The organism is Aeromonas sp. R9-2, assembly GCF_040908025.1.
GTDB classification, from domain to species: domain Bacteria; phylum Pseudomonadota; class Gammaproteobacteria; order Enterobacterales; family Aeromonadaceae; genus Aeromonas; species Aeromonas veronii.
Genome location: NZ_JBFOCX010000023.1, coordinates 60,576 through 86,186 on the forward strand (window position 1 = coordinate 60,576; position 25,611 = coordinate 86,186).

The 25,611-nt window shown below is 60.3% G+C and carries 24 protein-coding genes; 7 read left to right on the top strand and 17 right to left on the bottom strand.

The window, feature by feature from the left end; genetic code table 11:
* Positions 1 to 176: 176 nt before the first annotated feature.
* From panC to AB5Y71_RS08990, 3 genes are all read left to right on the top strand, one after another.
* Complete coding sequence (gene panC, locus AB5Y71_RS08980; RefSeq protein ID WP_368171424.1) at positions 177 to 1,034, top strand: pantoate--beta-alanine ligase; 858 nt, start codon at positions 177 to 179, stop codon at positions 1,032 to 1,034.
* 24 nt (positions 1,035 to 1,058) lie between these two features.
* Positions 1,059 to 1,409 (top strand): putative quinol monooxygenase, encoded by a 351-nt coding sequence (locus AB5Y71_RS08985; protein ID WP_047437807.1) that lies wholly within the window; start codon positions 1,059 to 1,061, stop codon positions 1,407 to 1,409.
* 152 nt (positions 1,410 to 1,561) lie between these two features.
* Positions 1,562 to 2,926, top strand: a complete 1,365-nt coding sequence (locus AB5Y71_RS08990) for a cation:dicarboxylase symporter family transporter (RefSeq protein WP_368171436.1) — start codon at positions 1,562 to 1,564, stop codon at positions 2,924 to 2,926.
* Positions 2,927 to 3,009: 83 nt separating this feature from the next.
* Here the strand turns inward: AB5Y71_RS08990 and AB5Y71_RS08995 are convergent, their stop codons facing one another.
* The 8 genes from AB5Y71_RS08995 to hpt all read right to left on the bottom strand — a co-directional run bounded on the left by AB5Y71_RS08995 (position 3,010) and on the right by hpt (position 8,772).
* Complete coding sequence (locus AB5Y71_RS08995) at positions 3,010 to 3,537, bottom strand: rhodanese-like domain-containing protein (RefSeq protein WP_042063117.1); 528 nt, start codon at positions 3,535 to 3,537, stop codon at positions 3,010 to 3,012.
* Positions 3,538 to 3,541: 4 nt separating this feature from the next.
* Positions 3,542 to 3,961, bottom strand: a complete 420-nt coding sequence (locus AB5Y71_RS09000; protein ID WP_368171425.1) for a MauE/DoxX family redox-associated membrane protein — start codon at positions 3,959 to 3,961, stop codon at positions 3,542 to 3,544.
* A 14-nt stretch (positions 3,962 to 3,975) separates the two neighbouring features.
* On the bottom strand, positions 3,976 to 4,284 hold the full coding sequence (locus tag AB5Y71_RS09005; protein WP_368171426.1) for a DUF3343 domain-containing protein: 309 nt from the start codon (positions 4,282 to 4,284) through the stop codon (positions 3,976 to 3,978).
* The gene (locus AB5Y71_RS09010; RefSeq protein WP_139495597.1) at positions 4,281 to 5,063 is read right to left on the bottom strand and encodes an acyl-CoA dehydratase activase; all 783 of its coding nucleotides are present in this window, start codon (positions 5,061 to 5,063) and stop codon (positions 4,281 to 4,283) included. The genes AB5Y71_RS09005 and AB5Y71_RS09010 overlap by 4 nt, the downstream gene beginning before the upstream one ends.
* Before the next feature lie 9 nt (positions 5,064 to 5,072).
* A complete protein-coding gene (locus AB5Y71_RS09015; protein ID WP_368171427.1) occupies positions 5,073 to 6,224 on the bottom strand; it encodes a double-cubane-cluster-containing anaerobic reductase in 1,152 nt (383 codons plus the stop codon).
* Between the two features lie 218 nt (positions 6,225 to 6,442).
* Positions 6,443 to 7,216 (bottom strand): ABC transporter permease, encoded by a 774-nt coding sequence (locus AB5Y71_RS09020; protein ID WP_005335622.1) that lies wholly within the window; start codon positions 7,214 to 7,216, stop codon positions 6,443 to 6,445.
* The gene (locus AB5Y71_RS09025) at positions 7,213 to 8,130 is read right to left on the bottom strand and encodes an ABC transporter ATP-binding protein (protein WP_368171428.1); all 918 of its coding nucleotides are present in this window, start codon (positions 8,128 to 8,130) and stop codon (positions 7,213 to 7,215) included. The genes AB5Y71_RS09020 and AB5Y71_RS09025 overlap by 4 nt, the downstream gene beginning before the upstream one ends.
* Positions 8,131 to 8,241: 111 nt before the next feature.
* Complete coding sequence (gene hpt / locus AB5Y71_RS09030; RefSeq protein WP_005335618.1) at positions 8,242 to 8,772, bottom strand: hypoxanthine phosphoribosyltransferase; 531 nt, start codon at positions 8,770 to 8,772, stop codon at positions 8,242 to 8,244.
* Between the two features lie 201 nt (positions 8,773 to 8,973).
* Here hpt and AB5Y71_RS09035 point away from each other — a divergent pair, with 201 nt between their 5' ends.
* The gene (locus AB5Y71_RS09035; protein WP_042079938.1) at positions 8,974 to 9,588 is read left to right on the top strand and encodes a TetR/AcrR family transcriptional regulator; all 615 of its coding nucleotides are present in this window, start codon (positions 8,974 to 8,976) and stop codon (positions 9,586 to 9,588) included.
* 72 nt (positions 9,589 to 9,660) lie between these two features.
* On the opposite strand, the gene AB5Y71_RS09040 is transcribed toward AB5Y71_RS09035, so the two are convergent.
* Both AB5Y71_RS09040 and mpl read right to left on the bottom strand, forming a co-directional pair.
* Positions 9,661 to 10,272 carry a flavin prenyltransferase UbiX gene (locus AB5Y71_RS09040; RefSeq protein ID WP_231719835.1) on the bottom strand — a complete coding sequence of 204 codons (612 nt, stop codon included), beginning with the start codon at positions 10,270 to 10,272 and terminating at the stop codon, positions 9,661 to 9,663.
* Positions 10,269 to 11,639, bottom strand: coding sequence for a UDP-N-acetylmuramate:L-alanyl-gamma-D-glutamyl-meso-diaminopimelate ligase (mpl, locus tag AB5Y71_RS09045; protein WP_231719834.1), 1,371 nt, complete (start codon positions 11,637 to 11,639; stop codon positions 10,269 to 10,271). The genes AB5Y71_RS09040 and mpl overlap by 4 nt, the downstream gene beginning before the upstream one ends.
* Positions 11,640 to 11,897: 258 nt before the next feature.
* Here mpl and AB5Y71_RS09050 point away from each other — a divergent pair, with 258 nt between their 5' ends.
* Positions 11,898 to 12,599, top strand: a complete 702-nt coding sequence (locus tag AB5Y71_RS09050) for a phosphatase PAP2 family protein (protein ID WP_274160862.1) — start codon at positions 11,898 to 11,900, stop codon at positions 12,597 to 12,599.
* Between the two features lie 69 nt (positions 12,600 to 12,668).
* Here AB5Y71_RS09050 and galE read toward each other — a convergent pair whose 3' ends face one another.
* The 7 genes from galE to barA form a co-directional block, all read right to left on the bottom strand.
* The gene (gene galE, locus AB5Y71_RS09055; RefSeq protein WP_236303169.1) at positions 12,669 to 13,682 is read right to left on the bottom strand and encodes a UDP-glucose 4-epimerase GalE; all 1,014 of its coding nucleotides are present in this window, start codon (positions 13,680 to 13,682) and stop codon (positions 12,669 to 12,671) included.
* A gap of 94 nt (positions 13,683 to 13,776) precedes the next feature.
* Positions 13,777 to 14,763, bottom strand: a complete 987-nt coding sequence (locus AB5Y71_RS09060) for an FAD-binding oxidoreductase (RefSeq protein WP_368171429.1) — start codon at positions 14,761 to 14,763, stop codon at positions 13,777 to 13,779.
* A 111-nt stretch (positions 14,764 to 14,874) separates the two neighbouring features.
* A complete protein-coding gene (gene hcp / locus AB5Y71_RS09065) occupies positions 14,875 to 16,524 on the bottom strand; it encodes a hydroxylamine reductase (protein WP_368171437.1) in 1,650 nt (549 codons plus the stop codon).
* A gap of 289 nt (positions 16,525 to 16,813) precedes the next feature.
* Entirely contained in the window at positions 16,814 to 17,281 is a 468-nt protein-coding gene (locus AB5Y71_RS09070; RefSeq protein ID WP_005343312.1) for a Dps family protein, read from the bottom strand.
* A gap of 155 nt (positions 17,282 to 17,436) precedes the next feature.
* A complete protein-coding gene (locus AB5Y71_RS09075) occupies positions 17,437 to 18,324 on the bottom strand; it encodes an N-acetylmuramoyl-L-alanine amidase (protein ID WP_368171430.1) in 888 nt (295 codons plus the stop codon).
* 34 nt (positions 18,325 to 18,358) lie between these two features.
* Positions 18,359 to 18,838 carry a DUF1456 family protein gene (locus AB5Y71_RS09080; protein WP_005343323.1) on the bottom strand — a complete coding sequence of 160 codons (480 nt, stop codon included), beginning with the start codon at positions 18,836 to 18,838 and terminating at the stop codon, positions 18,359 to 18,361.
* 89 nt (positions 18,839 to 18,927) lie between these two features.
* Complete coding sequence (gene barA / locus AB5Y71_RS09085; RefSeq protein WP_368171431.1) at positions 18,928 to 21,645, bottom strand: two-component sensor histidine kinase BarA; 2,718 nt, start codon at positions 21,643 to 21,645, stop codon at positions 18,928 to 18,930.
* Between the two features lie 153 nt (positions 21,646 to 21,798).
* Here barA and rlmD point away from each other — a divergent pair, with 153 nt between their 5' ends.
* Positions 21,799 to 23,121 (top strand): 23S rRNA (uracil(1939)-C(5))-methyltransferase RlmD, encoded by a 1,323-nt coding sequence (gene rlmD / locus AB5Y71_RS09090; RefSeq protein WP_368171432.1) that lies wholly within the window; start codon positions 21,799 to 21,801, stop codon positions 23,119 to 23,121.
* Between the two features lie 231 nt (positions 23,122 to 23,352).
* Positions 23,353 to 25,566 carry a GTP diphosphokinase gene (relA, locus tag AB5Y71_RS09095; protein ID WP_005335588.1) on the top strand — a complete coding sequence of 738 codons (2,214 nt, stop codon included), beginning with the start codon at positions 23,353 to 23,355 and terminating at the stop codon, positions 25,564 to 25,566.
* Positions 25,567 to 25,611: the final 45 nt, after the last annotated feature.

Sequence of the window (25,611 nt, forward strand, 5' to 3'; positions counted from 1 at the left end):
GCGGCCCCCGTCTCTGCTTGTCAGCCTCGCACAGTTAATCTGTATAGCTAATCCGTATCTTATTGATTCATCTAAAGGTGAACTGCTGATAGCCATGTTCGTGCCCCATCCCGCCCGAGCGCTATTTGTGGATGCAACCCGTCTCTCTTTTTGATTTATCGGAAGGTGAACTGCTGATGTTGGTCGTAAATAATCCCGTCGTTCTGCGTGAGCAGATCAGCCAATGGCGCCGTGAAGGGCGTGCCATTGCATTCGTGCCCACCATGGGTAACCTGCATCAGGGCCACCTGAGGCTGGTGAAAGAGGCGCACAGCCACGCCGAGAAGGTGGTGGTCAGCATCTTCGTCAACCCGATGCAGTTCGACAAGGCTGAGGATCTCGCCAACTATCCGCGCACTCTGGAGCAGGATTGCGCTGCGCTGGAAGCGGCCGGTGTCGATATGGTGTTCACCCCGACCCCGGAGATCATGTATCCGCAGGGGCTGGCGAGCCAGACCTTCGTCGAGGTGCCGGGTCTCTCCAATCTGCTGGAGGGAGCGCTGCGCCCGGGTCACTTCCGTGGTGTCAGTACCGTCGTCACCAAGCTGTTCAATCTGGTACAGCCGGATGTGGCCTGCTTTGGCCAGAAGGATTACCAGCAGCTGGCGCTTATTCGCAAGATGGTGGCCGATATGGCGATGCCCATCGAGATCGTCGGCGTGCCTACCGTGCGGGCCGAAGACGGGCTGGCACTCTCTTCCCGCAACGGCTATCTGACGGCTGCCGAGCGGGCCATCGCCCCCGAGCTGGCGCGCACCATGAACTGGATCGCCGAGCAGATTGAAGCGGGTGATCACCACCTGCCGTCGCTGGTGGCGCAGGCCAGCCAGCGTCTCGACAACGCCGGTTTTCGTACCGATGCCATCGACATCGTCGATGCCGCCACCCTCGAATCCGCCACTGACGAGAGCGCACAGCTGGTGATCCTGATGGCCGCTTATCTCGGCAAGGCCCGCCTTATCGACAATCAAGTGGTCACGCTGCAGCAAGCCTGAGCCCGCCACAACCAGGAGGACCCCATGTCCAAGAAGGTTTACTGCATTGCCCAATTCCTGCCCAAACCCGGTCAGGAGCAGGCCCTGTTTCAGGTGCTGCAGGCGCTCGAGCCCAATACCCTGCGTGAGGATGGCTGCCTGCAATATCGGGTGACCCGCCACATCGCGAGTCCGTTTGCCGAGGGGGAGAGCTTCCCCATCGTGTTCAACGAGATTTGGCAAGATATGGCGGCTTTCGAGGCGCACTGCCAGCGCGCCGAGATCACCGCGTTCTTCGAGCGTTACTGCCTGGCGGAAGATGGTTTGGCCGCGAAGTGGAATGTCTGCGTCTATAGCGACGAACCCGAACAGTACGACGCCCCAGTAAAGAAGTAATACCCCCGATTGCCAGCGGACGCCCTCTTGGGCGTCCGCTGCTTTTTGACGCCTGCACTCTCCTGCATTCCGGCGTTTTGTTCTGCGGCCCAGCCCGCATTTCCCTTCGTTTCAATCCACTTTCGGCCTGATGGCCGCTACAGGTATTCATGATGTTTGTCCTGATTGCATCGCTTGTTTTCTGTCTGCTCTGTTTTGCTCTCACCCGGTTGCCTACCGGTTTGCCGCTCTCGCGCAAGGTACTTGCGGGTCTGCTGCTTGGCGCCCTGTTCGGGCTGGCGCTGCAACTGGGTTGGGGCGCCGATGATGCCGACGTTCAGCAGACCCTGGAGTGGGTCAATATCGTCGGCGGCGGCTATGTCAGTTTGCTCAAGGTGGTGATGATGCCACTGGTGTTCACCTCCATCCTCTCCGCCATCAACAAGCTGGAGCAGGCCCAGTCCCTCGGCAAGATCAGCGCCGTGCTGATCGGCTCCATGCTGACCCTGGTGATGATTGCCGGTGTGGTGGGGATGACCATCACCCACCTAAGCGGTCTCACCGCCGCAGGGCTGCTGAGCCACGCTAGCGACAGCGCCGCCCTGCAACAGAGTATGAGCACCATCGACGGTGCCCAGACCCTGCCGGCCCTGCTGCTCTCGCTGGTGCCCACCAACTTTGCCGCCGATATGGCGGGTAGCCGCAGCCTCTCGGTGATCGGGGTGGTGATCTTTACCGTGCTGGCGGGGGTTGCCCTGCTGCAGTTGAAGGCGGAGCATCCAGAGGCCGGTGCCCGCGCCGCCGTGGCCATCGACACCCTGCAACTGTGGGTGATGAAGATGGTGCGGGTGGTGATTGCGCTCACCCCCTATGGCGTGATGGCGCTGATCGCCCGGGTGGTGGCCCACTATCCACTGAGCGAGATCCTCAGTCTGCTCGGCTTTATTCTGGTCTGCTACGTCGCCATTCTGGCGATGTTTGCGGTGCACATGCTGATCCTGCTGCTGATCGGTCAGAACCCGCTGCACTATCTTCGGGAAGAGTGGGGCGTGCTCACCTTCGCCTTTATCTCCCGCAGCAGCGCGGCTTCCATTCCGCTCAGCATCGAGACCCAGCAGCGTTTTGGTGTGCCCTCCAGCATCGCCAACTTTGCCGCCTCGTTCGGTGCCAACCTCGGCCAGAACGGCTGCGCCGGCATCTATCCGGCCATGATGGTGGCGATGATTGCTCCCATGCTCGGCATCAACCCCTTTGATCCCCTGTTCCTGCTGACTCTGCTGCCGGTCATTGCGCTGGGCTCCATCGGGGTGGCTGGCGTCGGCGGTGGCGGCACCTTCGCTGCGCTGATCGTGCTCTCCACCCTCAACTTCCCCATCGCGCTTGTGGGGGTGATGATCGCCATCGAGCCGCTGGTGGACATGGGCCGCACAGCTCTCAACGTCAACGGCTCCATCATGGCGGCCATGATCACCAAACGGTTGCTGGGCAAGCAGCAGCTGGCCAACGTGGAGACGGTGCAGACGCAGGCCGCCAGTTAACTCCGAGTGTTGCCCAATATGAAAGAAGCCCGCAGTTGCGGGCTTCTTTTATGTCGACTGTATTACCTTATGAGCAGACGCGCTTACTCGGCAGAGACGGGGTAACCGGCCCCTTTCCAGGCGAAGATGCCGCCCGGCACCCGATAGACTTGCTGATAGCCCTGAGTCACCGCCCAGGCGGCGGCGTTGTGGCTGCGGCCGCACTTGACGAAGCCGCAGTAGATCACCACCGGGCGGGACTTGTCTTCACCCAGCAGCGCCTGGAACTGCTCCGCCGTGCCGCTCCCCTCGACAATCTCGCTCCAGTTGTCGCCTGACTTGGCCTCCTTCACGAAGACAAAGTTCTTGGCGCCCGGGATGTGCTCTTTCTTGTAGGAGTCCTCATAGGGCATGGTGTCGATGATCACCAGCTCCTCACCCTTGTCCATCCGGGTCTTCAGCTCGGCCACGGTCAGCAGCTGATAGCCCCCTTGCTGTGTCTCTTGCGCCAGTTGCACCGCCGACTGCTCCAGCTTCACCTCCTGCTCGAACTGGTTGTCGCCACAGCCACCGAGGGCAAAACTGGCGGCGATCAGCGAGGCCAGCAGGGTGCGGGATCGCAATGTCATCATGTCACTACTCCTTTAGAACGGGAAAAACGGGGCGGGAAGTTCGCAGCAGGGCGCCCGCAAGCGTCAGTAGCAGCAGATCCCGCACAATGGCCTCCGGCAGCGAGCTGAGATCAGCCCTGCCAAGACAGCCGCAAGAGATGTCGAGCCCGATGGCAATGCCATAGCCCAACACCGGAATAAACAGGGCGAGCAGCCCGATCACCAGCCACAATCCCCAGCGCCGGTTGGCGATGACCGCGAGCCCGGCACAGAGCTCCAGCGCGATCAGCCCCCAGGCCACCGGCGGGATCAGTGACGGCCAAATCAGCCCGAAGGCCGCGATCTGTTCGACAAACAGGGCGGGGGATACCAGCTTGAACCCGGCCGAGGCGAGGAAGAATCCCCCCAGCGCCAGATTGGCCAGCATGCGCAGATAAACAGCCATGGGATAGCTCTTTATCATCCATGACTCCGACTGCCAACCACTGGCGTTTGCTTCGCCATGTCCGAGCTATCGGCCGGATAGCAGGCCAGCTCCTGATAGTCGCCGTCCGCTTCGCAGCGAAAGACGGCGGCGGTTTCGCCACTCTGGCACCACTGCTGCCACTCGTCTGGCGGGCAGTGGAGGCGAATGGCGAGGCCACAGCCAGCGCTGAGCAGGCGCGGCACATCGCAGACCCGAAACGACTGACCGTGCTGCTCCAGCCGCTTGCGCAGTCTGACTGTGCCGAGGGTGGAGTGGAACAGGTAGAGAAACTCCTGATTCATGATTTGCCTCCCGTGCTGGCGCGCGCACCGAACAGGGCGGCCCCCAGCGCACCGGCAAACTGGGCATCCGGGTGGGTGGCCACTTCGCAGCCCAACCCTTCGGCCAGATAGTGACGGAAGGTGGCACAGTGGCTGACGCCGCCGGTAAAGAGCACGCTCGGTCTGGCGCCGAGGCGGCCGATAAAGTTGGCACTGCGCCGGGCCATGGCGCGGACGATGCCGGCCAGGATCGACTCGGCCGGAATGCCCGCGGAGCGCAGGCTGATCGCCTCCGATTCGGCAAACACGGTGCACATGCTGCTGATGTCGTGGGGCTCTGCGCCCTCCAACAGCTCGTCGAGCTGTTCGACCCGAGTTCCCAGAGTGCGGGTGATCACCTCGAGAAAGCGGCCGGTACCGGCGGCGCACTTGTCGTTCATCAGAAAGTCGGTGAGGTTGCCCTCGCTATCGAGCTGGATCACCTTGCTATCCTGCCCGCCGATGTCGATGACGGTGTGCACCGATGGGCAGAGCAGGCGCGCCCCCAGCCCGTGGCAGGAGATCTCGGTAACCCGGCGATCGGCGAACGATGCCAGATCCCGGCCATAGCCGGTCAGGGTCAGGTGGGGGCGCTCTGGCAAATCGGCCGAGAGCTCCTCCCAGCCTTGCTCGATCGCGGCCAGCGGACGAAAGGGAGTCGGCACCAGAAAACGGCGGACGATACGCCCGCCATCCCTGTGGTCAAACAGGATCCCCTTGGTCGCGGTGGAGCCCGAGTCAATCCCGATGGAGAGTGACACTGCGCCTCCTCACAGCATTTCGATAAAGGCGGCCAGCCGGGTGGCCAGCTGTCCCTTGTCGGCACTGGAGTAGTCGGTCTCTACCGCCATGTAGGGAATGCCGTGGCGATCGCGCACGTGACGCTTGATGGCGAGCGACTCCACCGCATAGGTGTGGCAGGCCTGCAGGATCACATCGATCACCCCGTCTGCCTGATACTCCTCCACCATCTGGCTAAGCAGCTTCATGCGCTGGTGGTTGTGGGAGATGCAGGAGCAGCCGATGGCCAGATACTTGTCGGTCAGCGCATCGAACAGGTCACCCTCCTCGCTAACGCACTGCTCGGTCGCCTTGGCGCCGGTGCAGTTCTCGTAACCCACTACCCAGCCGCCATGCTCCTCGATAAGGTGCACCACCTTGTCGGCCGCGCCGCCGATGGGGCAGCCGGTGATGAGGATGCGCGGACGGGCATCGAGCCGCTTGCCCTCGGCATACTCGGCCTTGATGCGGCGGGTCATCTCCTGCAGCTCGCTGATGAGCTGCTCCTTGTCGAAGCGGAAGGTGGCGCCATAGACCACCTTGAGCAGGTCGGTGCCGCTCAAAGCCGGCGGGTTGACCTGACCCAGCCGGTAGAAGTCAGCCAGTGCGCGGCGCTCGCGGTTCTTCAGCACGATGGCGTCGCGCAGCGCCTGCTCGCTGATGGGCTTGCCGAACTGCTGCTCCAGCAACTCCTTGAAGCGGACGATTTCGCTGCGCCACAGGGTGCGGGAGGCTTCGTCATCGGCGCGATTGGGCAACTGCATCACATGCACCGGTTTGAACTCGGCCATGTACTCGTACATCTTCTTCTTGCCGTCGCAGGTGGTTTCCCCCACCACCAGATCGGAGAAGTAGAAGTAGGGGCACTTGTCGGTCTTGCCGAACCCGTAGCTGCTCTTGATGAGCGGGCAGAGGTTGCGGGGCAAGTCTTTCTCGGCCTCCTCGATGGTCTCGTCGCTGGTGGAGCAGAGCGATACCACCACGGCGCCGGCGGCCATCGCCACCTCCTGCGGCATAAAGGTACAGTAGGTGCCGACCAGGGGGATCTGTCGCTCCTTGAGTGCCATTACAGCCAGAAAGCCCTGACGACGGGCATCTGAAAAGCTATCGAATATGGCTGGCAACTCGGTGATAAGTGACATAGGCGATCCTGCCCTGATGAGAGAAATGAAGAGACGGACGAGCCATCCGTGACGGCACATCCAACCGCGAGAATTATACCTTTGGGGGTAATTCGAAAATTGCGGTGGATCACAAGGTGCCGGATAAAGCCTTAATAACAGGGAGGTTATCTGATGTGTGATGAAGAGAGGGGGATGAGAATAAACAACGGGCACCGCGAGGTGCCCGTTTCATGTCATCAGTGACGCAGCCCGGTGCCGCGGGAGATAAGCCACCAGGCGATGCCGTAGAGGGCCACGATAAAGCCGATGATGATGAGGTAGGCGGTGCCGAGCGGCACGTCGGAGATACCGAGGAAGCCGTAACGGAACGCGTTCACCATGTAGATGATGGGGTTCACCTGGGAGACACTCTGCCAGAAGGGGGGCAGCAGGCTGATGGAGTAGAACACCCCGCCCAGATAGGTGAGCGGTGTCAGCACGAAGGTGGGGATGATGCTGATGTCGTCGAAGGTCTTGGCAAACACCGCGTTGATAAGGCCACCCAGCGAAAAGAGGATCGCGGTGAGCAGCACGGTGAAGCAGACGCTGAACAGGTGGTGGATCTGCAGCGGCACGAAGAACAGCGACACCAGGGTGACAATAAGGCCGACACAGAGGCCGCGTGCCACGCCTCCGCCCACATAACCGGCTATGATGACGTAGTTGGGCACCGGTGCCACCAGCATCTCCTCGATATTGCGCTGGAACTTGGCGCTGAAGAAGGAGGAGGCAACGTTGGAGTAGGAGTTGGTGATCACCGACATCATGATGAGGCCGGGCACGATGAACTCCATGTAGGTGAAACCGCCCATGTCACCGATGCGCGAACCGATCAGGTTGCCGAAGATGACGAAGTAGAGGCTCATGGTGATGGCCGGTGGCACCAGGGTCTGGATCCAGATCCGGGTGAAGCGGCTCACCTCCTTGGCCAGAATGCTCTTGAAGGCGATGTAGTAGATGGCCAGATTCATGCTTTTCTCCCCTCTTCGACCAGATTGACGAACAGCTCTTCCAGCCGATTGGCCTTGTTGCGCATGCTCACGACCTGCACCTGCTGGTGTGACAGCTGCTCGAACAGGCTGTTGAGTGACTGGCTCTTGTCGAGCTCCACCTCAAGGGTACGTTCATCCTGCATGCGGCCGTTGAACTCTGGCACCTCGGGTACGGCAGAACCTGGCGCAAGGTCGAGCAGGAAGGTCTCGCGACCCAGCTTGCCCAGCAGATTCTTCATGCTGGTATTCTCGATCAGACGACCTTTGTCGATGATGCCGATGTTGCGGCAGAGCATCTCGGCCTCTTCCAGATAGTGGGTAGTAAGGATGATGGTGACGCCCTGCTCGTTGAGATCCTTGAGGAAGGTCCACATGGAGCGGCGGATCTCGATATCGACCCCGGCGGTCGGTTCATCGAGGATCAGCAGCTTGGGCTCGTGCATCAGGGCGCGGGCGATCATCAGACGGCGCTTCATGCCGCCGGAGAGAGTGCGGGCTGGCACGTCGCGCTTCTCCCACAGATCGAGCTGGCGCAGGTACTTCTCGGCGCGGATCTTGGCTTCCGCCTTGGGTACGCCGTAGAAACCGGCCTGATGGGTGACAATCTGGATCACCTTCTCGAACTGGCTGAAGTTGAACTCTTGCGGCACCAGCCCGAGCTGAGCCTTGGCCTGTTCCAGATCGCTGTCGATGTCGTAGCCAAACACCTTCACCTTGCCGGCGCTCTTGTTCACCAGCGAGCTGATGACGCCGATGGTGGTGGACTTGCCCGCGCCGTTCGGGCCGAGCAGGGCGAAGAAATCCCCCTGCCTGACGGTAAGATCGATGCCTTTAAGGGCTTCGACGCCCCCCTGATAGGTCTTTTTCAGGCCGCTGATTTCCAGTGCGTTCATTGCAACCTCTGTGATGGTTGAATCCGGCTCGATACAGAAAAGGCGGCCAAGGCCGCCTGCACAGAGTAAAGGGCGCAAGGCCGCTTCACCCGTGATATTCCTGAACCTGGCTTACTCCTGGGGTACCACTTTGCCGATAAACGGCAGGTTGCGGTACTTCTGGGCGTAGTCGATGCCACAGCCGACCACGAATTCGTCCGGAATGGCGAAGCCAATCCAGTCGACCGGCACCTGCACTTCGCGGCGGGAGGGTTTGTCCAGCAGAGTGCAGATGGCCAGGGATTTTGGCTCGCGCAGGGAGAGGATCTCGCGCACCTTGTTGAGGGTGTAACCGGTGTCGATGATGTCTTCCACGATCACCACATCCTTGCCCTTGATGTCGTCGTCCAGGTCTTTGAGGATGCGGACGTCACGGGTGCTGTGCATGCCGGAGCCGTAGCTGGAGGCGGTCATGAAGTCCAGGGTGATGGGCAGCTGGCACTGGCGGCAGAGATCGGCCAGGAAGATGCAGGAACCGCGCAGCAGCGCAATCATCACGACTTCGTCAGAACCCTGATAGCGGGCGGTGATCTCTTCACCCAATTTGGCGATCCGGGCGGCTACTTCAGCCTCGGAGATCATCACCTCGACGGTGTGTTTCATCACTTACTCCCATAAGGCCAAAGGGGATTTGGCCGTTCATGAATATCAAAACCGATGATTCTACCACTCATGTTGAAGGGTGCTAGAGATACGTGGTGCTTTTATCGGCTTATTTTAATTGATAGAGTTAGCAGGCACTCAGGCATGATTAGTTAAAATACTATAAACACCATAATCAATAACTATTAGATGATAAAAACTATGGAACCACGCGCAGAAATAAGACGTCGTACCCGGCTGTCGCCGGAAGCTCGTCGCTCCCAATTGATGGAATGTGCCATCGAGGTGTTCTCCCGTCGCGGCATTGGCCGTGCAGGTCACGCCGAGATAGCCGAACAGGCCAAGGTCTCTGTGGCTACCGTCTTCAACTATTTCAACACCCGCGAGGAGTTGGTAGATGAGGTGCTGGCCGAGATCGAACGCTTTGTGAACCAAATGCTGTCGCAGGCATACGGTGACCAGGGCTCCATTTTCGACAAGATCCAGCGTCATGTACGCCTCTCTGTCGATGCCGCCTACGATCAACCGGATTATGCCGGTATCTGGCTGGAGTGGAGTTCATCGGTTCGGGAAGAGGTATGGCCCCGCTATACCCGGCTGCTCGATCACTGCCTTGAGCTGATCGCCAGCGAGCTGCAAACCGCCATGGATGCAGGGGAGATCACCAGCGTGCTGTCAGCACAGGATCTGGCCCGCTCTTTGACCGGTTTTGGCTATGTGATGATGCAGATGATCAATCAACCTCAGCGCCCGGCGCGCCAAGAGGTGACTGATTTCCTGTTCAAGTACGTGACGGCGCCAATTCAGGCTCGCTAACACGGCTTAACGAAAAAACGGCGTCACTCATTGAGTGGCGCCGTTTTTTTATGGCCGGATATGGCGGTCCGCTCAGTGGTGGCCATAGCCCCAGCGGTGGGTCAACTCATGCTCGACACCCAGATGATCTAGGATGCGGGCGACCATAAAGTCCACCAGATCGGCGATGCTTTTCGGCTCATGATAGAAACCGGGCGCAGCGGGCATGATGGTCACCCCGAGCCGTGCCAGTTTCAGCATGTTCTCCAGATGGATCGCCGAGAAGGGGGTTTCGCGGGGCACCAGGATCAGCTGGCCGCGCTCCTTGATCACCACATCCGCTGCCCGCTCCAGCAGGTTGTCCGAGGTGCCGTTGGCAATGGCCGAGACGGTGCCCATGGAGCAGGGGCAGACCACCATCTGTTTGGGGGCGGCCGAACCGGAGGCGACTGGCGAGAACCACTCCTCCTTGCCGCAGGCGACAATCTGCCCCTCCTTGGCGCCATATTGGCGACAGAGATAAGCAGAGAGCTCTTTCGGCGAGCTCGGCCAATCCTGCTGCTGCTCGGTCTTGAGTACCACACGAGCCGCCGATGAGGCGAGCAGGTAGACCCGATAGTCCGCCTGCACCAGACACTGGAGCAGGCGCAGGGCGTAGGGGGCGCCGGAGGCGCCGGTCAACGCCAGGGTGATCGCTTTGTTCATAGTTCGCCGTGGTAATCCTTGAGGCGGGCGATCAGCTTGTCATGAATGCCACCGAAGCCGCCGTTGCTCATGATCAGAATATGGTCGCCATCGCGGCTCTCGGCCACCAGCCGGTTGATCAGGGTCTCCAGATCATTGAATACCTTGGCCGGTCGGGTCATATGGGCGGTCACCTCGCCGAGATCCCAGCCGATGTTGGGCGGCTGGAAGAAGAACACTTCATCGGCGCCATCGAAGCAGCCAGCCAGCTCCTCCTTGTGAACCCCCAGCTTCATGGTGTTGGAGCGAGGCTCCAGCACCGCCAGAATACGTGAGCTGCCTACCTTGGCGCGCAGGCCGCCGAGGGTGGTCTCGATGGCGGTGGGGTGGTGGGCAAAGTCGTCATAGACGCTGATGCCCGCCACTTCGCCCTTGAGCTCCATCCGCCGTTTGGGGGATTTGAACTGGCAGAGGGCGGCGATGCCATGCTCCACCATCACGCCAGCATGACGTGCGGCAGCGATGGCCATCAGACCGTTGTTGACGTTGTGTTCGCCAATGCACTCCCAGTGCACCTCGCCCTGTTTTGTGCCATCCAGCCACACCTCGAAGGCGGAGCCGTCATCGGCCAGCTTGACCGCCTTCCACTTGGCGTCGTTCTGACCCACCAGCTCCACTTCGCTCCAGCAGCCCATCTTGCGCACGGCGGTGAGGTTGTCATCGGCTTGCGGGAACAGCACCCGACCGTTGCTCGGTACGGTGCGCATCAGGTGGTGGAACTGGCGCTGGATGGCGGCGAGATCCGGGAAGATATCCGCGTGGTCAAACTCCAGATTGTTCATCACCAGGGTGCGCGGGTGGTAGTGAACGAACTTGGAACGCTTGTCGAAGAAGGCGCAGTCATACTCGTCCGCTTCAATGACAAAGAAGGGGGCGGAGCCGAGACGGGCGGAGACCGGGAAGTTGCCCGGCACGCCGCCAATAAGGAAACCGGGCTCCAGTTTGGCGTACTCCAGCACCCAGGCCAGCATGCTGGCGGTGGTGGTCTTGCCGTGGGTGCCGGCAACGGCCAGCACCCAGCGATCCTGCAGCACGTGCTCCAGCAGCCACTGGGGGCCGGAGATGTAGGGCAGATTGCGGTCCAGCACATATTCAACACAGGGGTTGCCGCGGCTCATGGCGTTGCCAATCACCACCAGATCCGGCGCCGGATCGAGTTGGGAGGGGTCATAGCCTTCGGTCAGTTCAATGCCCTGTTGCTCGAGCTGGGTACTCATGGGGGGATAGACATTGGCATCCGAACCGGTTACCCGGTAACCAAGCTGTTTTGCCAACACCGCCAGACCACCCATAAAGGTGCCGCAGATCCCGAGAATGTGAATATGCATACCGCTTCCTTTCGCAGTAAAGGGAAGTGCGCATTCTAGGGGGTGTTGCGGTGGTGGCACAAGCCGCACTCATGGTGAGAGGCCCACAGATGCAGCACTGGAGGCAGAAATCTTGGCGCTGTTGGGATATGCGAGATTGGAATGGGCTGGCAGGCTTTATTTGAGACTTGATATTGTGTCGCACTTTCTTACAATTCTTCGGTTTTGTGACGCACTCTACAGTTTTACGATATCGCCCTTTTCCAAAGGAGAGTCCCCATGGGCAAGTTCCTGCTTTGCTATCTGGTCGGTGGTCTGGTGGCCATCAGTTGGGCTGCGCTGCCCGCTCACGGTCCCTGGGATCAGTGGGACCTCGCGATTTTTCATACCGTCAACGGCTGGCTCGGCCAGTCGGCTCTGTGGGCCGATCTGGTGGCCATCACCAATAACCGGCTGTTCGATCTGGCGGTGCTGGCCTGTATGGGGCTGATCCTGGCCCGCTGCTTCTTCGCCCGGGATTTGGCGGGTCGTCGCCAGCTGGTGGCGATGGGCATAGTGATGCTGCTAAGTGCACTGGTGATCAACCAGCTTGGTCACCGATTGCCAGTGGAGCGACCCAGCCCGACCCTGATGGTGGCCGATGCGCTGCGGGTGACCCAGATCAGCGCTATTCCGACCAAGGACTCTTCCGGTGACAGCTTCCCCGGCGATCACGCCCTGTTCCTGATGATCTTCGCCGGTTTTGCCCTGCGATATCTGCCGCGCTGGGTGGGAGTCACCGCATTGCTGATGGTGCCGATCTTTTCCGCGCCGCGCATTCTGGCTGGCGCCCACTGGTTTACCGATGTCTACGTCGGCGCGCTGGGGCTGGCGACCCTCTGTCTGCCCTGGCTGCTGTTGACCCCGCTGGCGGATCGGCTGATAGACCGCATTGCCCCCCGATTGGCCCGTGTGCCGCTGCTGCGCAGTCAGACCCACTGATTGAACGTCGCAAAATAAAACGCCCCGACATGAAAATGTCGGGGCGTTTTATTATCAACCCGCGAGAGATCAGCCTTGATAGCCGTTCGGGTTGTTGCTTTGCCAGCGCCAGGTATCGACCATCATCTGCTCCAGACCGCGCTCTGCTTGCCAGCCCAGCTCGGCACGGGCCAGCGTCGGCTCTGCCCAGCACTCGGCGATGTCGCCCGGGCGACGGGGTTTGATCTGGTAGGGAATGGGTCGGCCGCTGGCCGCTTCAAACGCCTTGACCATCTCCAGTACCGAGTAGCCCTGACCTGTGCCCAGGTTGTAGGTGAAGACGCCGGTGTCACTCTTGATGCGTGCCAGTGCTTTCAGGTGACCGATGGCGAGATCCACCACATGGATGTAGTCGCGCACGCCGGTGCCATCCGGGGTCGGGTAGTCGTTGCCAAATACCCCCAGCTCCTTGAGCTTGCCGACACCCACCTGGCTGATATAGGGCAGCAGGTTGTTGGGGATGCCGTTGGGATCTTCACCAATCAGGCCGCTCTCGTGGGCGCCGACCGGGTTGAAGTAACGCAGCAGTACGATAGCCCAGCGGGGATCGGATTTGGCGAGATCGCGCAGGATCTCCTCCACCATCAGCTTGGAGCGGCCGTAGGGGTTGGTGGCGCTGGTGGGGAAATCTTCCCGCAGCGGTACCGAGGCGGGATCGCCATAGACGGTGGCCGAGGAGCTGAATACCAGCCGGAAAACGCCAGCCTTGGCCATCTCTTCGCACAGCACCAGAGTGCCGCTGATGTTGTTCTGGTAGTAGGTGAGCGGGATCTGGCTCGACTCTCCGACCGCCTTGAGGCCGGCGAAGTGGATCACCGATTCGATCTGGTGGTTGGCAAACAGCTGCTGCAGGCAGGCTCTGTCCAGCACATCCCCTTCGATGAAGGTGACCGGCTTGCCGGTGATCTGCTCGACCCGCTTGAGTGACTCCGGTGAGGAGTTGGAGAGGTTGTCGAGTACCACGACCTGCTGCCCCGCGCCGAGCAGCTCAACCAGGGTGTGGGAGCCGATATAGCCGGCGCCCCCTGTGACCAGTATTGTCATTTTTTATCCCGTGTTCTGGTGAAACTGGGGCAGAGTCTACCCGTCCTGCCCGCTCGGGAAAAGGTTGAGATACCAATGAAGCCCTTTGCGTATCTCAATAATCGAGACTTATATCCCCTTTCGCGGTGCAGGAGCAGGCCAGAGCAACGCCGCTCTCCAGATCCTGAGCACTCAGGGTCATCACGCTCTGGCGCTCGATGTCACCTGTGGTGGTGCAACGACAGCTGCCACATACCCCGGCGCGACAAGCCGCCATCATGGTTTCGCCCGCCGCTTCCAGCGCCGCCAGCAGGGTCTGACCCGGCAGGATCTTCACCTTTTTGCCGCTCTTTTTCAGGGTCAGCCAGAAGTGGTCGCTGGTGGTGGCGGGCTCTGCGGGAGGAAGACCAAAGGACTCCTGATGCAGTTGCTCCGGCGGCAATCCCAGCTCCGTCAGCATGGTTCTGACCGCCGCCATATAGGGGGCCGGGCCGCAGAGATAGACATGGCGTTCGAGCAGATCCGGGGCCAGTTCGGCCAGCATGGCGGGGGTGAGTCGGCCAATCCAGGGGTGATCTGCTGGGGCATCTTCCAGAATCAGGGCATGGCGTACACCGGCATGGGCCTCAGCCAGTGCAGCCAAGTTATCTGCGAAGATCACATCTGCTGGCGAGCGGGCGCTATGGATAAAGCGGATATCGGCATCCGGCCGTTTGGCCAGCTCGTCCCGTAACATGGACCACATGGGGGTAATGCCGGAACCGGCACTGAGCAGTAGTGGCCGTTCGCAAGGCAAGGCTGTCAGGTTGAAATCGCCGAACGGACCATCGGCCCGGATCTTGTCTCCCACCTGCAAGGTCTGATGAAGATGGCGAGAGACCCGTCCCACATCCTTGATGGTGACCTGCCAGCAAGAATCCTGCGGGCTGGAGGAGAGGGTATAGGCGCGGCACTCCGGCTGGCCGTCGATCTCGGTGTGCAGGGTGATGCACTGGCCTGCTAGCACGGGAGGGAGGCTGCCGGAAAACGGCACCAGCTGCCAGCTCACTACGTCGTGGGTGTTCTGTTGGCGGCCAATGCAGGTGAGCGTGAGAGAGGTCATCACAAGGCTCCTTAGGTTTGAAACGGTTCGAAAAACGTCTGGTGAAAAAGCCGGATCCAGAAAAAAGGCGAGCCGGGCGGCTCGCCAAACGCTTACAACATGAAGTGCCGATCAGGCCGCCAGGATCTCGGCCAAGTCAGCCTCGGCCGTGGTGGTCCCTTTCAGGCCAAACTGCTCCTCCAGCACCTTGAGCAGAGCCGGGGTGAGGAAGGCGGGGGCGGTCGGCCCGGTACGAATGTCCTTCACCCCGAGGGAGAGCAGGGTGAGCAGAATGACGATGGCTTTTTGCTCGAACCAGGAGAGCACCAGCGTCAGCGGCAGATCGTTGACCCCACACTCGAACGCCTCGGAGAGTGCCAGCGCCAGCTGGATGGCGGAGTAGGCATCGTTGCACTGGCCCACGTCCAGCAGACGCGGAATGCCGCCGATGTCGCCAAAGTCGAGCTTGTTGAACTTGTACTTGCCGCAGCCCAGGGTGAGCAGCAGGCTGTCGCGCGGCGCCGCCTTGGCAAACTCGGTGAAGTAGGCGCGCTCGGCCTTGTCACCGTCACAGCCACCTACCAGGAAGAAGTGGCTGATCTCTCCGGCTTTGACCTTCTCAATCACTGCGGGCGCAGCCTGCATCAGGGCGTTGCGGGCAAAGCCGATGGTGATGAAGTGCTCGAGCTCGGTGTGCTTGAAGCCTTCCAGCGCTTGCGCCTTGGCGATCACGGCGGAGAAATCATCCCCCTCCAGATGAGTGACGCCCGGCCAGCCGACGATGGAGCGGGTGAAGATGCGATCCGAGTAGTTGCCCACATTCGGGTCGATGATGCAGTTGGAGGTCATCACCACCGCGCCCGGGAAGTTGGCAAACTCCTTCTGCTGGTTTTGCCAGGCGGAGCCGTAGTTGCCCACCAGATGGGGGTACTGCTTGAAGAAGGGGTAGGCCAGCGCGGGCAGCATCTCGCCATGGGTGTAGACATGGATGCCGGTCCCCCTGGTCTGCTCCAGAATGAGCTTGAGATCCATCATGTCGTGGCCGGAGACCAGAATGCACTTGCCGGGGATGGGGGTGACTCTGACCTGGGTGGGTTCCGGATGCCCGAAGGTGCTGGTTTCACCCAGATCCAGCATCTCCATGATTTTGAAGTTGAGCTGACCGATCTCCATGGCACAGCTGAACAGCCGACCCATTTCGCTCGGATCTGTGCTGAGCCAGCTCATGATGCGGTGGAATTCGGCGGCCACCTCGTCACTCTGCTGATCCAGCACCCGGGCGTGCTCCATATAGGCGGCCGCGCCCTTGAGGCCGTAGAGGCAGAGCAGGCGCAGCCCCATGATGTCTTCGTTCACCTCGCTCTTGCCCCGATTGGGGGCGGCTGGCGCGGCATGGGCAAGTTGTTCCAGCAGTTCGGCACCGGGTTCGAAGTAAGCGGAGTGTGGCAAGTCGTTGACCTGCACCGCCATCCCGGCCAGTTGCTCGGCCAACTGCTGGCGATAGGCTAGGGCCTGATTGACGTAGGCCACGATGCGATTCGAGTCGAAGTTGACGTTGGTGAGGGTGGCGAAGAAGGCCTTGGGCACGAAGGCATCGATCTCGCGATCTATGATGCCCTGCTCGCGGGCGGCCAGCGCCCAGGCGCTGAGCCCCTGCAGGGTGTAGATCAGCACATCCTGCAGATCCGAGGTTTCCGCCGTCTTGCCGCACATACCTTGTGCGTAGGCACAGCCGTTGCCTGCCGGGGTACGAATTGTCTGTTCACATTGCACACAAAACATCATGCCTCTCCTAATTGGACATTTCAGTTGTCTGTTTTGTGGCGATTCTATTCCTCTCGCGAAAAACTTAATAGGCATTCAATTTGCCAATTAAGATTCCCTTGATGCAGATCAAAAACAAAAAAAGCCGCCCAAACAGGGCGGCAAGCGGGTGGATAAAAGGAGAGACAACTCAGGTTTGCAACAGAACATAACAATCAGACGGATTGGGCCGTGGTCTGGTCAGGAGCTTTCGGCCCGGTACTTACTCAAGCCGGCATACGTACGCTGTAGTCGGCTTGGTTCACTATCAGGCCAGATAAGCGCGCAGCATCCAGACCAGTTTTTCCTGCTGCTGCACATAGTCGGAGAGGATGGAGGCAGTGCCTTCATCACCGGCTTCGGCGGCCTGACCCAGAATACGGCGCTGGGCGACCAGCAGTTCGCGGAAGCTATCCAGCAAGGATTCGACACAGGCGCGGCCATCGTGCAGCCCTTTTTGCTCTGGGATGGCAGAGACTTTCAGGTATTCACTGAAGCTGTGCATTGGCACGCCATCCAGGGTCAGGATCCGCTCGGCCAGTGCATCGACTTTCAGCAGCAGGTCGTTGTAAATCTCTTCAAATTTCAGGTGCAGTTCGAAGAACTGGTTGCCACGGATATTCCAGTGGAAGCCGCGCACGTTCATGTAGAGGATCTGGTAGCTGGCCAGCAATTTGTTCAACTCGGCTGCCAGGGCTTGTGATTGAGCAGTATCAAGACCAATCGGGCTTTTCATCATTCACCTCCAGATTTGGAAATCGGTTTTAAATTCTCTTTCGGAACGCAGTCAGAATAACGCCTTGCAAAATGCAGGGACAATTGCTTGTGCCTAACTGTTTGATAGCTAACGGCTATCAAACAGTACGCAGCAACGGGGGCAATGGATGAGGATTAGGGGAAGTATTTTTCGAGCAGCGCCATCAGGATGGCCTGACACTCGCGGTCCGGTTTGCTATCGACCTTGCTGGCGCGAAAGTGGAGCTGAAAGGCGCCCATGACGGCGCGGCTCTGCTCATCCCACTGGCCGGTTTGGGACAGGCCGTAGCCATAGCGGGCCAGCTGCTGCTGCCACATGGCCGCATCCCAATCGGGCAAGGGGCTGGCCAGTAACTCGGCTACCCGACCTTCATCTGGCCAGGCGCCGACTCCGTACGTCAGATAGAGCTGGCGCCAGGGGAAGTGGGGGCCGGGATCCTGCTTGCGCTCGGGGGCGACATCGCTGTGGCCCAGCACCTGGGTCGGTGGAATCTGGTAGCGGGCGACCAGCTCCCGGCTGAGGGCGCCGACGGCAGCTATCTGCTGCGGGGTATAGGGTTGCCAGCGGCGGGCATGGGGTGCCAGCGGCTCATCTTCCACTGGATAGCCGAGGTTGACGATCTCGATGCCAAGGGAGCTTGCATTGAGCCCGGCATATTGGTGCCAACGGCTGCGTCCCGCATGCCAGGCGCGCGCGTTGTCCGGCACCAGCTGATAGACGGTGAGCGGTGTTTCGTGGCTGTCGCGGGGGATCAGGTAGTGGGCGCTCACCTTGTGCTCCGGCTCGGTTAGCAGGCGCAGGGAGTTGGCATCGTCTTCGTCGGTGTAGTGGAGGATCAGAAAGGCGACCCGCTCGTTCTGGTTGGCGCTCTGATAGCGGGTAGAGAGCTGGTATTCGGACGGAGTACAACCACCCAGCAGCAGAACCAGTGGCAGAAAGAAGAGGGGAGGAAGACAGCGCCAGCGCCATCCCCCTGCCACGGTCAGTCTGCTGAGCGTGGGAGGAGTGAGTCGCTGGCACATGTCGAAGGCCAGGTCTGGTCAGTCGCGCGGCTGGTTAGCCGCGGTATTTGGCCGTGAGACCGATCAGGAAGTTGCGCAGGATCTGATCCCCGCAATCCTGATAGTGCTTGTGATCCTTGGAGCGGAACAGGGCACTGAGCTCGGACTTGGAGAGGTTGAAGTCGGCGAGTTTGAGGGTGCCGAGCATATCCTCTTCCTTGAAGTTGAGACCGATGCGCAGCTTGCGCAGGATCATGTTGTTGTTGATCCGGTTCGGGATCACCTGGGGCGGTGCATCTTCGCGCACGCCGCGGCGGGCGATGATGAAACCGTCGAGGAACTGGCTCAGAGCCGAGTCGGGACAGGCGACATAGCCTGCCTCTTGCTCTTCACCTTCCGCCGCCTCTTTCATCAACCAGCTGTGCAGCTGGGCGTGAGTGACCGTCAGGTTGCCCTTGGCAAACATCTCGACCATCTGGTCGTTGCTGATGGTGAGGGCGTAGCGCAGACGGCGCAGAATATCGTTGTTGGTCATGCTGACTCCTGTGTAAACGGCGCAACTTTACCATCTGGCGGCCCTCGCGTCAGAAAAAGCGGGGGCCGATACAGTTCAGGTCAAGCTCATCAAGCCTTGCCGAGATAGCGGGGCGCCTCCTGGCGCACCAGTTCCAGCGCATCTTGCAGCTCCAGCAACTCGGGTTCCAGCTCGCTGACCGGCACACCGTCACGCAGCTGTTGCTCCAGCTGGGAGAGCAGCCGTTGCAGCCCCGGCACCCCGGAATAGGCACAGCCGCCGTTGAGGCGATGGAGCTGGGCCAGCACTTCGCTATCTTCAATTTCGCCCGCCAGCGCGCTATCCAGCACAGGTTCCACTTCGTCGAAACTGGCCAGCAGCATGGTCAGCATCTCTCTGGCGAGATGCTCTTTCCCCGCCGCTTGCCGCACCGCCAGTGCCCAGTCGATCTGTTGGGCGCCATCATTCTGGTGGCGGCGATGGGCAAAGTCGGTGATGAGCTGGGCCAGCATGCTCTCGTCGATGGGCTTGGCCAGATAGTCGTCCATTCCCTGGCGGATCAGCCGCTCCCGTTCGCCGGGGATGGCGTGGGCAGTCACCGCCACGATCGGGGTGGTGGTGTTGAGGGACTGGTTGCGGATCGCCTGGGTGGCGCTGATGCCATCCATGATCGGCATCTGGATATCCATGAAGATGATGTCGAACGGCTGGCTCTGGGCCTGCTTGACCGCTTCCTTGCCGTTTTTGCACACCACCACCTGACTCACCATCTCCTTGAGCATGGCGGCGATCAGCTTGAGGTTGGCGGCGTTGTCATCCACCGCCAGCACCTTGATTGGCTGCAACTGGCGCGGCGCAGGCTGGGCGGGCAGCTTCTGGCGGCTCGATTCCGGCGAGAGCAGGGCGTGCAGCAGCTTGCGGTGGTTGACCGGTTTGGAGAGACAGTGCTGAGCGCCATGGGCCAGCATCGCTTCATAGAGCGCTGGCTCGTGGCTGCTGAGCAGCACTATGGTGTTCTGCTGCTGGCCGCTCAGTCTGTCGAGGCGGCCGATCACCTGCTGCGGCGTATGCAGGGTGCTGCTGCCGATGATCACCATCTCCTGCTCGCTCATCTCGGGCCAGGGATCATCGCTGGTCAGTGGGTGCACGTCTAGGTGCCACTCCGCTAGCAGGGCGAGCAGAGAGGCTTGCGCGAAGGGATCCGGTTCCAGCAGCCAGAGCCGTTTGCCACGGATCCGATCCAGCGGCAGTTGATCGGTCTGGGGCAGGGGGGAGACCTCCACATCCAGACTGAACGAGAAGATGGAGCCCTTGCCGAGCTCCGATTCGAAGCGGATCTGGCCGCCCATCTGCTGCACCAGCTTCTGGGTGATAACGAGGCCCAGGCCCGTGCCGCCATAACGGCGGGAGATGGATGAGTCGGCCTGATTGAAGGCCTGGAACAGCTGATGTTGCTGCTCTTGGGAGATGCCGATGCCGGTATCACGGATCTGGACGTTGAGCCTCACCTTGTGGTTGCCACTGCCGGTCTGCTCGATATGGACATCGACGTTGCCCTGTTCGGTGAACTTGATGGCGTTGCCGGTGAGGTTGGTCAGCACCTGTTGCAGACGCATGGGGTCGCCGGTGAGGTAGTCCGGCACATCGGCATCCACCCGCAGGGAGAGCTCCAGCTGCTTGTCGTGGGCGCTGGGGCCGAGCAGGTGCATGGTCTCGTTGAGGGTGTCGCGCAGGCTGAACGGGATATGCTCCAGCTGCAGCTTGCCCGCTTCCAGCTTCGAGAAGTCGAGGATGTCGTTGATGATGCCAAGCAGGTTGCGCGCCGACTTCTCGATGGTCTGCATGTAGTCGGTCTGGCTCGGGGTCAGGCTGGTTTTCAGCAGCTGGCGGGTAAAACCGATGACCCCGTTGAGCGGGGTACGCAATTCGTGGGACATGTTGGCCAGAAACTCCGACTTGACCCTCGCCGCCTCCTGCGCCCGCTTCTTGGCCATGTCGAGCTCGACGTTCTGGATCTCGATCTGCTCCAGGGTTTCGCGCAGGTCAGAGGTGGCCTGATCGATATTCTGCTGCATCTCTTCGTGATATTCGGAGAGCGCTTTGGCCATGGCGTTGATGCCGTTTTTCAGCATATCCAGCTCGCCGGTGAGCTGGCCGCTGACCCGGGTATCGAGCCGCCCCTCCCTGATCTTGTGCACCGCCTGCACCATGTTGGTGATGGGCTGGGTCACGCTCTTGACCAGCCGGAAGCCAAACAGGGTGCTGAAGGCGACCCCGATGAGCACCATGATCACCGCAAAGAAGGTGTCGCGGTACTGCAGCAGCATGGCCCGATCGGTCGCCATCTGCATCGAGATGTAGCCGATCATCGGCGGCTCTACATCGCTGGGCAGCGGGAAGCCATCCAGACTGGTTTCAGCCTGGATCGGGGTGCGCAAAATGATGTCGTCCCCCTGAAACGTCACGCTGGTCAGATCCGGAATGGGCTCGCCATCGGGCAGCCTGAGCCGGGTGAAATCCCGGTGATAGTTCGAGGTGACGAACAGCTGGTTGTCCTGGGTGAAAACAGCGATGGACTTGATGAAGGGGGAGTTCTTGCGATGGGTCAGGCCAATCAGCCGCTTGAGGGATTCGCGACTGTGCTGGGTCATCCCGTATTCACTGGCGATCGCCAGCGGTTCGATGATGTTGATCCCCTGATCAATGAGGTTGTTTTCCAGCTGCTGGTAGCGGTGGAAGGTGAAGTAACCGGCCATCAGGCCACCGATGATCAGGGTTGGCAGGATGGTGAAGGCGAGAACGCGTGCTCTCAGGCCATATTTGGTCATACGAACAGGCCACCAGTGAACAGGGTTGGCGATAGGGTTGATGGCAATACACGGGCTCTGTGGCCGTATTTGGTCATACTATTATTCTTGTGGGACAATACCCGGCAGCAGATTCCACAATCATGACATAGCCACCTATAGGCACCAAGTTTTATGGCCCAGTTTTTCAAGCCCCAAAAGAAGTCCACCCAGCTCCAACGCATTGAATTTACGATAGACACCCTCGATCACCACTGCGTCGGTATCGGTCGCCATCAGGGCAAGGCGATCTTCGTCGAAGGGGCACTGCCCGGCGAGACCGTCAAGGCACGCATCACCGAAGAGAAAAAACAGTACGGTCACGCCGCCTTGCAACAGGTGGTGACCCCGGCGGCCAATCGTATCGCCCCCTTTTGCAGCCACTATCGCGAGTGCGGCGGTTGCAGTGCCCAGCACATGTCGGTTGCCGATCAGCAAGCGGCCAAGGCGGCTGGACTGGTCAGCCTGTTCGAACGGTTGGGCAACATCAAGGCACCGGCGCTGGAGCCGGTACTGACCGGTGAAGATCGCGCCTACCGTCGGGTCTGTCGTCTGGCCATCAAATTTGACAAGAATGGTCGCTGCACCCGGGTCGGTTTCCGTCGCCGCAACAGCAACGATCTGGTGGAGATTGACGGTTGCCCTGTGCTGGCCGAACCGATCTCTGCGCTGATTGCCCCGCTGCGTGAGTGCCTCAATCGCCTCAAGAGCCAGCGCGAGCTGGGCCATGCCGAGCTTATCCAGGCCGAGCAGGGGATCATGATGCTGCTGCGTCACACCGGCCGCCCCAATGAGGCGGATCGTGCCCTTCTGGTGGAGTTTGCAAAAGCGCAGGGGATCGACCTCTATCTGCAGGCGGCCGATGATCGCATCGAAGCGCTGCAGCAACATTTTTCCCCATCCTACTCGCTGGATGGCCCGTCTCTTGCATTTGCTCCCGGTGATTTCATTCAGGTCAACGGCCCCATCAACCAGAGCATGGTTGAGCAGGCGCTGACATGGCTCGGGGCGAGCAAGGATGACAAGGTGCTCGATCTCTTCTGCGGTATCGGCAACTTCACCCTGCCGCTGGCCCGTCAGGCTCGCGAAGTGGTGGGTGTCGAAGGTGAACTGGCCATGGTGCAGCGGGCCGAAGAGAACGCCCGTCGCAACGGCATCACCAATGCCCGTTTCTACAAGGCCGACCTGAGCGATGACATCGTCGGCATGTCCTGGGCGCGGGAAGGGTTTGATCTGGTACTGCTGGATCCGGCTCGTCCCGGCGCGCTGGAAGTGATGGGACACGTCGTGAAACTTTCACCCAAGCGGGTGGTCTACGTCTCCTGTAACCCGGTCACCCTGGCGCGGGACAGTCAGGTGCTGGTGAAAGGGGGTTACCGTCTGGTGCGCCTCGGCATGCTCGACATGTTCCCTCACACCGGTCATCTGGAGTCCATGGCGCTGTTTGAACGGGAGTAAATGACTCATCAGTTCGGCGATGCGGATATGTAATCTGGCATGTCTGCGGCTGTTTGAGCTGATGTGATTGGGGTAATCTAGACCCTCATCGTTCGGCAGGGCCTGTTGGCGCGCTCTATTGTCTTTCTGGACAATATGCCTTGAAAAGTGCGCTGGAGATCCCCATTTGAGGCAATCTCATGAGGGGAGAAAGTGACAGCTTTCGGCCCGATAATTTAAAGGATTGATACCATGGTTGCGGTTCGCGATATTCATTTGAAAGACAACTTCACCTTGGAAGAGTGGGTCAGCTCGCTCTCCTTGAGTGACAGTGAAAAGGATCAGCTGCGAACCGTCTATCAGTATTGTCTGACGCTCGGTGACGAGGCGCTGACCAGCAAGCTGCTGGTGCGCGGCATCGAAATGGTGGGCATCCTGCAGATGCTCAGCATGGATATCGGTACTCTCAAAGCGGCCATCATCTACCCCTTCGTCGAAGCCGGTCTCATCAGCCAGGAGCGGATGGACGAGGACTTTGGCTCCAAGATCGCCAAGCTGGTGGAAGGGGTGCTGGAGATGGAGGCCATCCGCTCCCTGCAGACCCTCCATCGCAGCGAAACCTCGCCGGAGCAGGTCGACAACGTGCGTCGCATGCTGCTCGCCATGGTCGAGGATGTGCGCGCCGTGGTGATCAAGCTGGCGGAGCGGATCGCCTGCCTGCGGGAAGCGAAGACGGCAGATGAAGAGACCCGGGTGCTGATGGCCCAGGAGATCACCAACATCTATGCGCCGCTCGCCAACCGTCTGGGTATCGGCCAGCTCAAGTGGGAGCTGGAAGATCTCGCCTTCCGTTACCTGCACCCGGATACCTACAAGCAGATCGCCAAGCAGCTCGACGAGAAGCGGCTCGACCGCGAGCGCTATATCCGCGAGTTTGTGCAATCCCTGCGTAATGGGTTGAAAGAGGCGGGAGTTGACGCCGAGGTGTACGGTCGGCCGAAACATATCTACAGCATCTGGCGCAAGATGCAGAAGAAGCACCTCGAATTCAACGAGTTGTTCGACGTGCGCGCAGTGCGGGTAGTGACCAAGCGGCTGCAGGATTGCTATGCGGCGCTCGGCATCGTCCATACCCAGTTCCACCACATTCCTCGCGAGTTTGACGACTATGTCGCCAACCCCAAACCCAACGGCTATCAGTCGATCCACACCGTAGTGGTGGGGCCTGAAGGCAAGACCGTCGAGATCCAGATCCGTACCGACCAGATGCATCAGGATGCCGAGCTCGGCGTCGCGGCGCACTGGCGCTACAAGGAAGGGGCACAGGCTGGCGGCAAGGCCAACACCTTCGAAGACAAGATCGAGTGGCTGCGCAAGCTGCTCGCCTGGCAGGAAGATCTCTCCGAGAGCGGCTCCCTGCTCGAAGACCTGCGCAGTCAGGTGTTCGAGGACCGGGTCTACGTCTTCACCCCGAAAGGGGATGTGATCGACCTGCCGGCTGGCGCTACCCCGCTTGATTTTGCCTATCACGTCCACAGCATGATCGGCCACCGCTGCATCGGCGCCAAGATTGACGGCCGCATCGTGCCGTTCACCTACGCGCTGCAGACCGGTGATCAGGTGGAGGTGATCACCCAGAAAGAGCCGAACCCGAGCCGCGACTGGATGAACCCCAACGCCGGTTTCCTGCGCTCCAGCCGGGCGCGGGCCAAGGTGGCGACCTGGTTCAGAAAACTGGATCGGGACAAGAATATCGTGGCCGGTCGCGAGCTGTTCGAGAAGGAGCTGGATCGCCACAACCTCAGCATGTCCAAGATCGACAAGGGCAACATGCTGCGCCGCTTCAATCTGGAGAGCACCGACGATCTGCTGGCTGGTATCGGCAGCGGCGATATCCGCATCAACCAGGTGCTCAACTATCTAGACACCTGCTACAACAAGCCGACGGCGGAAGAGGAAGATCGCCGCCTGCTGGAGAAGCTGGAGCAGAAGGCCAACGCGCCGATGCGCCACAAGCCCAAAGACCACATAGTGGTGGAAGGGGTCGGCAACCTGATGACCCATATCGCCCGCTGCTGCCAGCCCATTCCGGGGGACTCCATTCAGGGCTTTATCACCATGGGGCGCGGCGTTTCGATCCACCGGGAAGATTGTGAGCAGCTCAAGGAGTTGTCACGGCGCAATCCGGAGCGGCTGATCGATGCGGTGTGGGGGGAGAACTACTCCGGCGGCTACGGCCTCACCATCCGGATTATCTCCAACGATCGCTCCGGCCTGCTGCGCGATATCACTACCGTGCTGGCCAACGAGAAGATCAATGTGATGGGGGTGCGCTCACGCTCCAACGTGCGCGAGCAGACCGCCGAGATCGACATGGAGTTGGAGATTTACAACATCAACGCCTTCAACCGGGCGTTGGCCAAGCTCAGCCAGCTAAACGATGTGATCAGCGCCAAGCGGCTTTGATAGCGAACCGACCGGCCCCAGTGGCCGGTCTGCATTTACGACCCT

Excerpts from the sequence above, each read along its gene's own strand:
- panC (WP_368171424.1), top strand. The coding sequence starts at position 177 with ATGTTGGTCGTAAATAATCCCGTCGTTCTGCGTGAGCAGATCAGCCAA.
- AB5Y71_RS08985 (WP_047437807.1), top strand. The coding sequence starts at position 1,059 with ATGTCCAAGAAGGTTTACTGCATTGCCCAATTCCTGCCCAAACCCGGT.
- AB5Y71_RS08990 (WP_368171436.1), top strand. The coding sequence starts at position 1,562 with ATGTTTGTCCTGATTGCATCGCTTGTTTTCTGTCTGCTCTGTTTTGCT.
- AB5Y71_RS08995 (WP_042063117.1), bottom strand. The coding sequence starts at position 3,537 with ATGATGACATTGCGATCCCGCACCCTGCTGGCCTCGCTGATCGCCGCC.
- AB5Y71_RS09000 (WP_368171425.1), bottom strand. The coding sequence starts at position 3,961 with ATGGCTGTTTATCTGCGCATGCTGGCCAATCTGGCGCTGGGGGGATTC.
- AB5Y71_RS09005 (WP_368171426.1), bottom strand. The coding sequence starts at position 4,284 with ATGAATCAGGAGTTTCTCTACCTGTTCCACTCCACCCTCGGCACAGTC.
- AB5Y71_RS09015 (WP_368171427.1), bottom strand. The coding sequence starts at position 6,224 with ATGTCACTTATCACCGAGTTGCCAGCCATATTCGATAGCTTTTCAGAT.
- AB5Y71_RS09020 (WP_005335622.1), bottom strand. The coding sequence starts at position 7,216 with ATGAATCTGGCCATCTACTACATCGCCTTCAAGAGCATTCTGGCCAAG.
- AB5Y71_RS09025 (WP_368171428.1), bottom strand. The coding sequence starts at position 8,130 with ATGAACGCACTGGAAATCAGCGGCCTGAAAAAGACCTATCAGGGGGGC.
- hpt (WP_005335618.1), bottom strand. The coding sequence starts at position 8,772 with ATGAAACACACCGTCGAGGTGATGATCTCCGAGGCTGAAGTAGCCGCC.
- AB5Y71_RS09035 (WP_042079938.1), top strand. The coding sequence starts at position 8,974 with ATGGAACCACGCGCAGAAATAAGACGTCGTACCCGGCTGTCGCCGGAA.
- AB5Y71_RS09040 (WP_231719835.1), bottom strand. The coding sequence starts at position 10,272 with ATGAACAAAGCGATCACCCTGGCGTTGACCGGCGCCTCCGGCGCCCCC.
- mpl (WP_231719834.1), bottom strand. The coding sequence starts at position 11,639 with ATGCATATTCACATTCTCGGGATCTGCGGCACCTTTATGGGTGGTCTG.
- AB5Y71_RS09050 (WP_274160862.1), top strand. The coding sequence starts at position 11,898 with ATGGGCAAGTTCCTGCTTTGCTATCTGGTCGGTGGTCTGGTGGCCATC.
- galE (WP_236303169.1), bottom strand. The coding sequence starts at position 13,682 with ATGACAATACTGGTCACAGGGGGCGCCGGCTATATCGGCTCCCACACC.
- AB5Y71_RS09060 (WP_368171429.1), bottom strand. The coding sequence starts at position 14,763 with ATGACCTCTCTCACGCTCACCTGCATTGGCCGCCAACAGAACACCCAC.
- hcp (WP_368171437.1), bottom strand. The coding sequence starts at position 16,524 with ATGTTTTGTGTGCAATGTGAACAGACAATTCGTACCCCGGCAGGCAAC.
- AB5Y71_RS09070 (WP_005343312.1), bottom strand. The coding sequence starts at position 17,281 with ATGAAAAGCCCGATTGGTCTTGATACTGCTCAATCACAAGCCCTGGCA.
- AB5Y71_RS09075 (WP_368171430.1), bottom strand. The coding sequence starts at position 18,324 with ATGTGCCAGCGACTCACTCCTCCCACGCTCAGCAGACTGACCGTGGCA.
- AB5Y71_RS09080 (WP_005343323.1), bottom strand. The coding sequence starts at position 18,838 with ATGACCAACAACGATATTCTGCGCCGTCTGCGCTACGCCCTCACCATC.
- barA (WP_368171431.1), bottom strand. The coding sequence starts at position 21,645 with ATGACCAAATATGGCCTGAGAGCACGCGTTCTCGCCTTCACCATCCTG.
- rlmD (WP_368171432.1), top strand. The coding sequence starts at position 21,799 with ATGGCCCAGTTTTTCAAGCCCCAAAAGAAGTCCACCCAGCTCCAACGC.
- relA (WP_005335588.1), top strand. The coding sequence starts at position 23,353 with ATGGTTGCGGTTCGCGATATTCATTTGAAAGACAACTTCACCTTGGAA.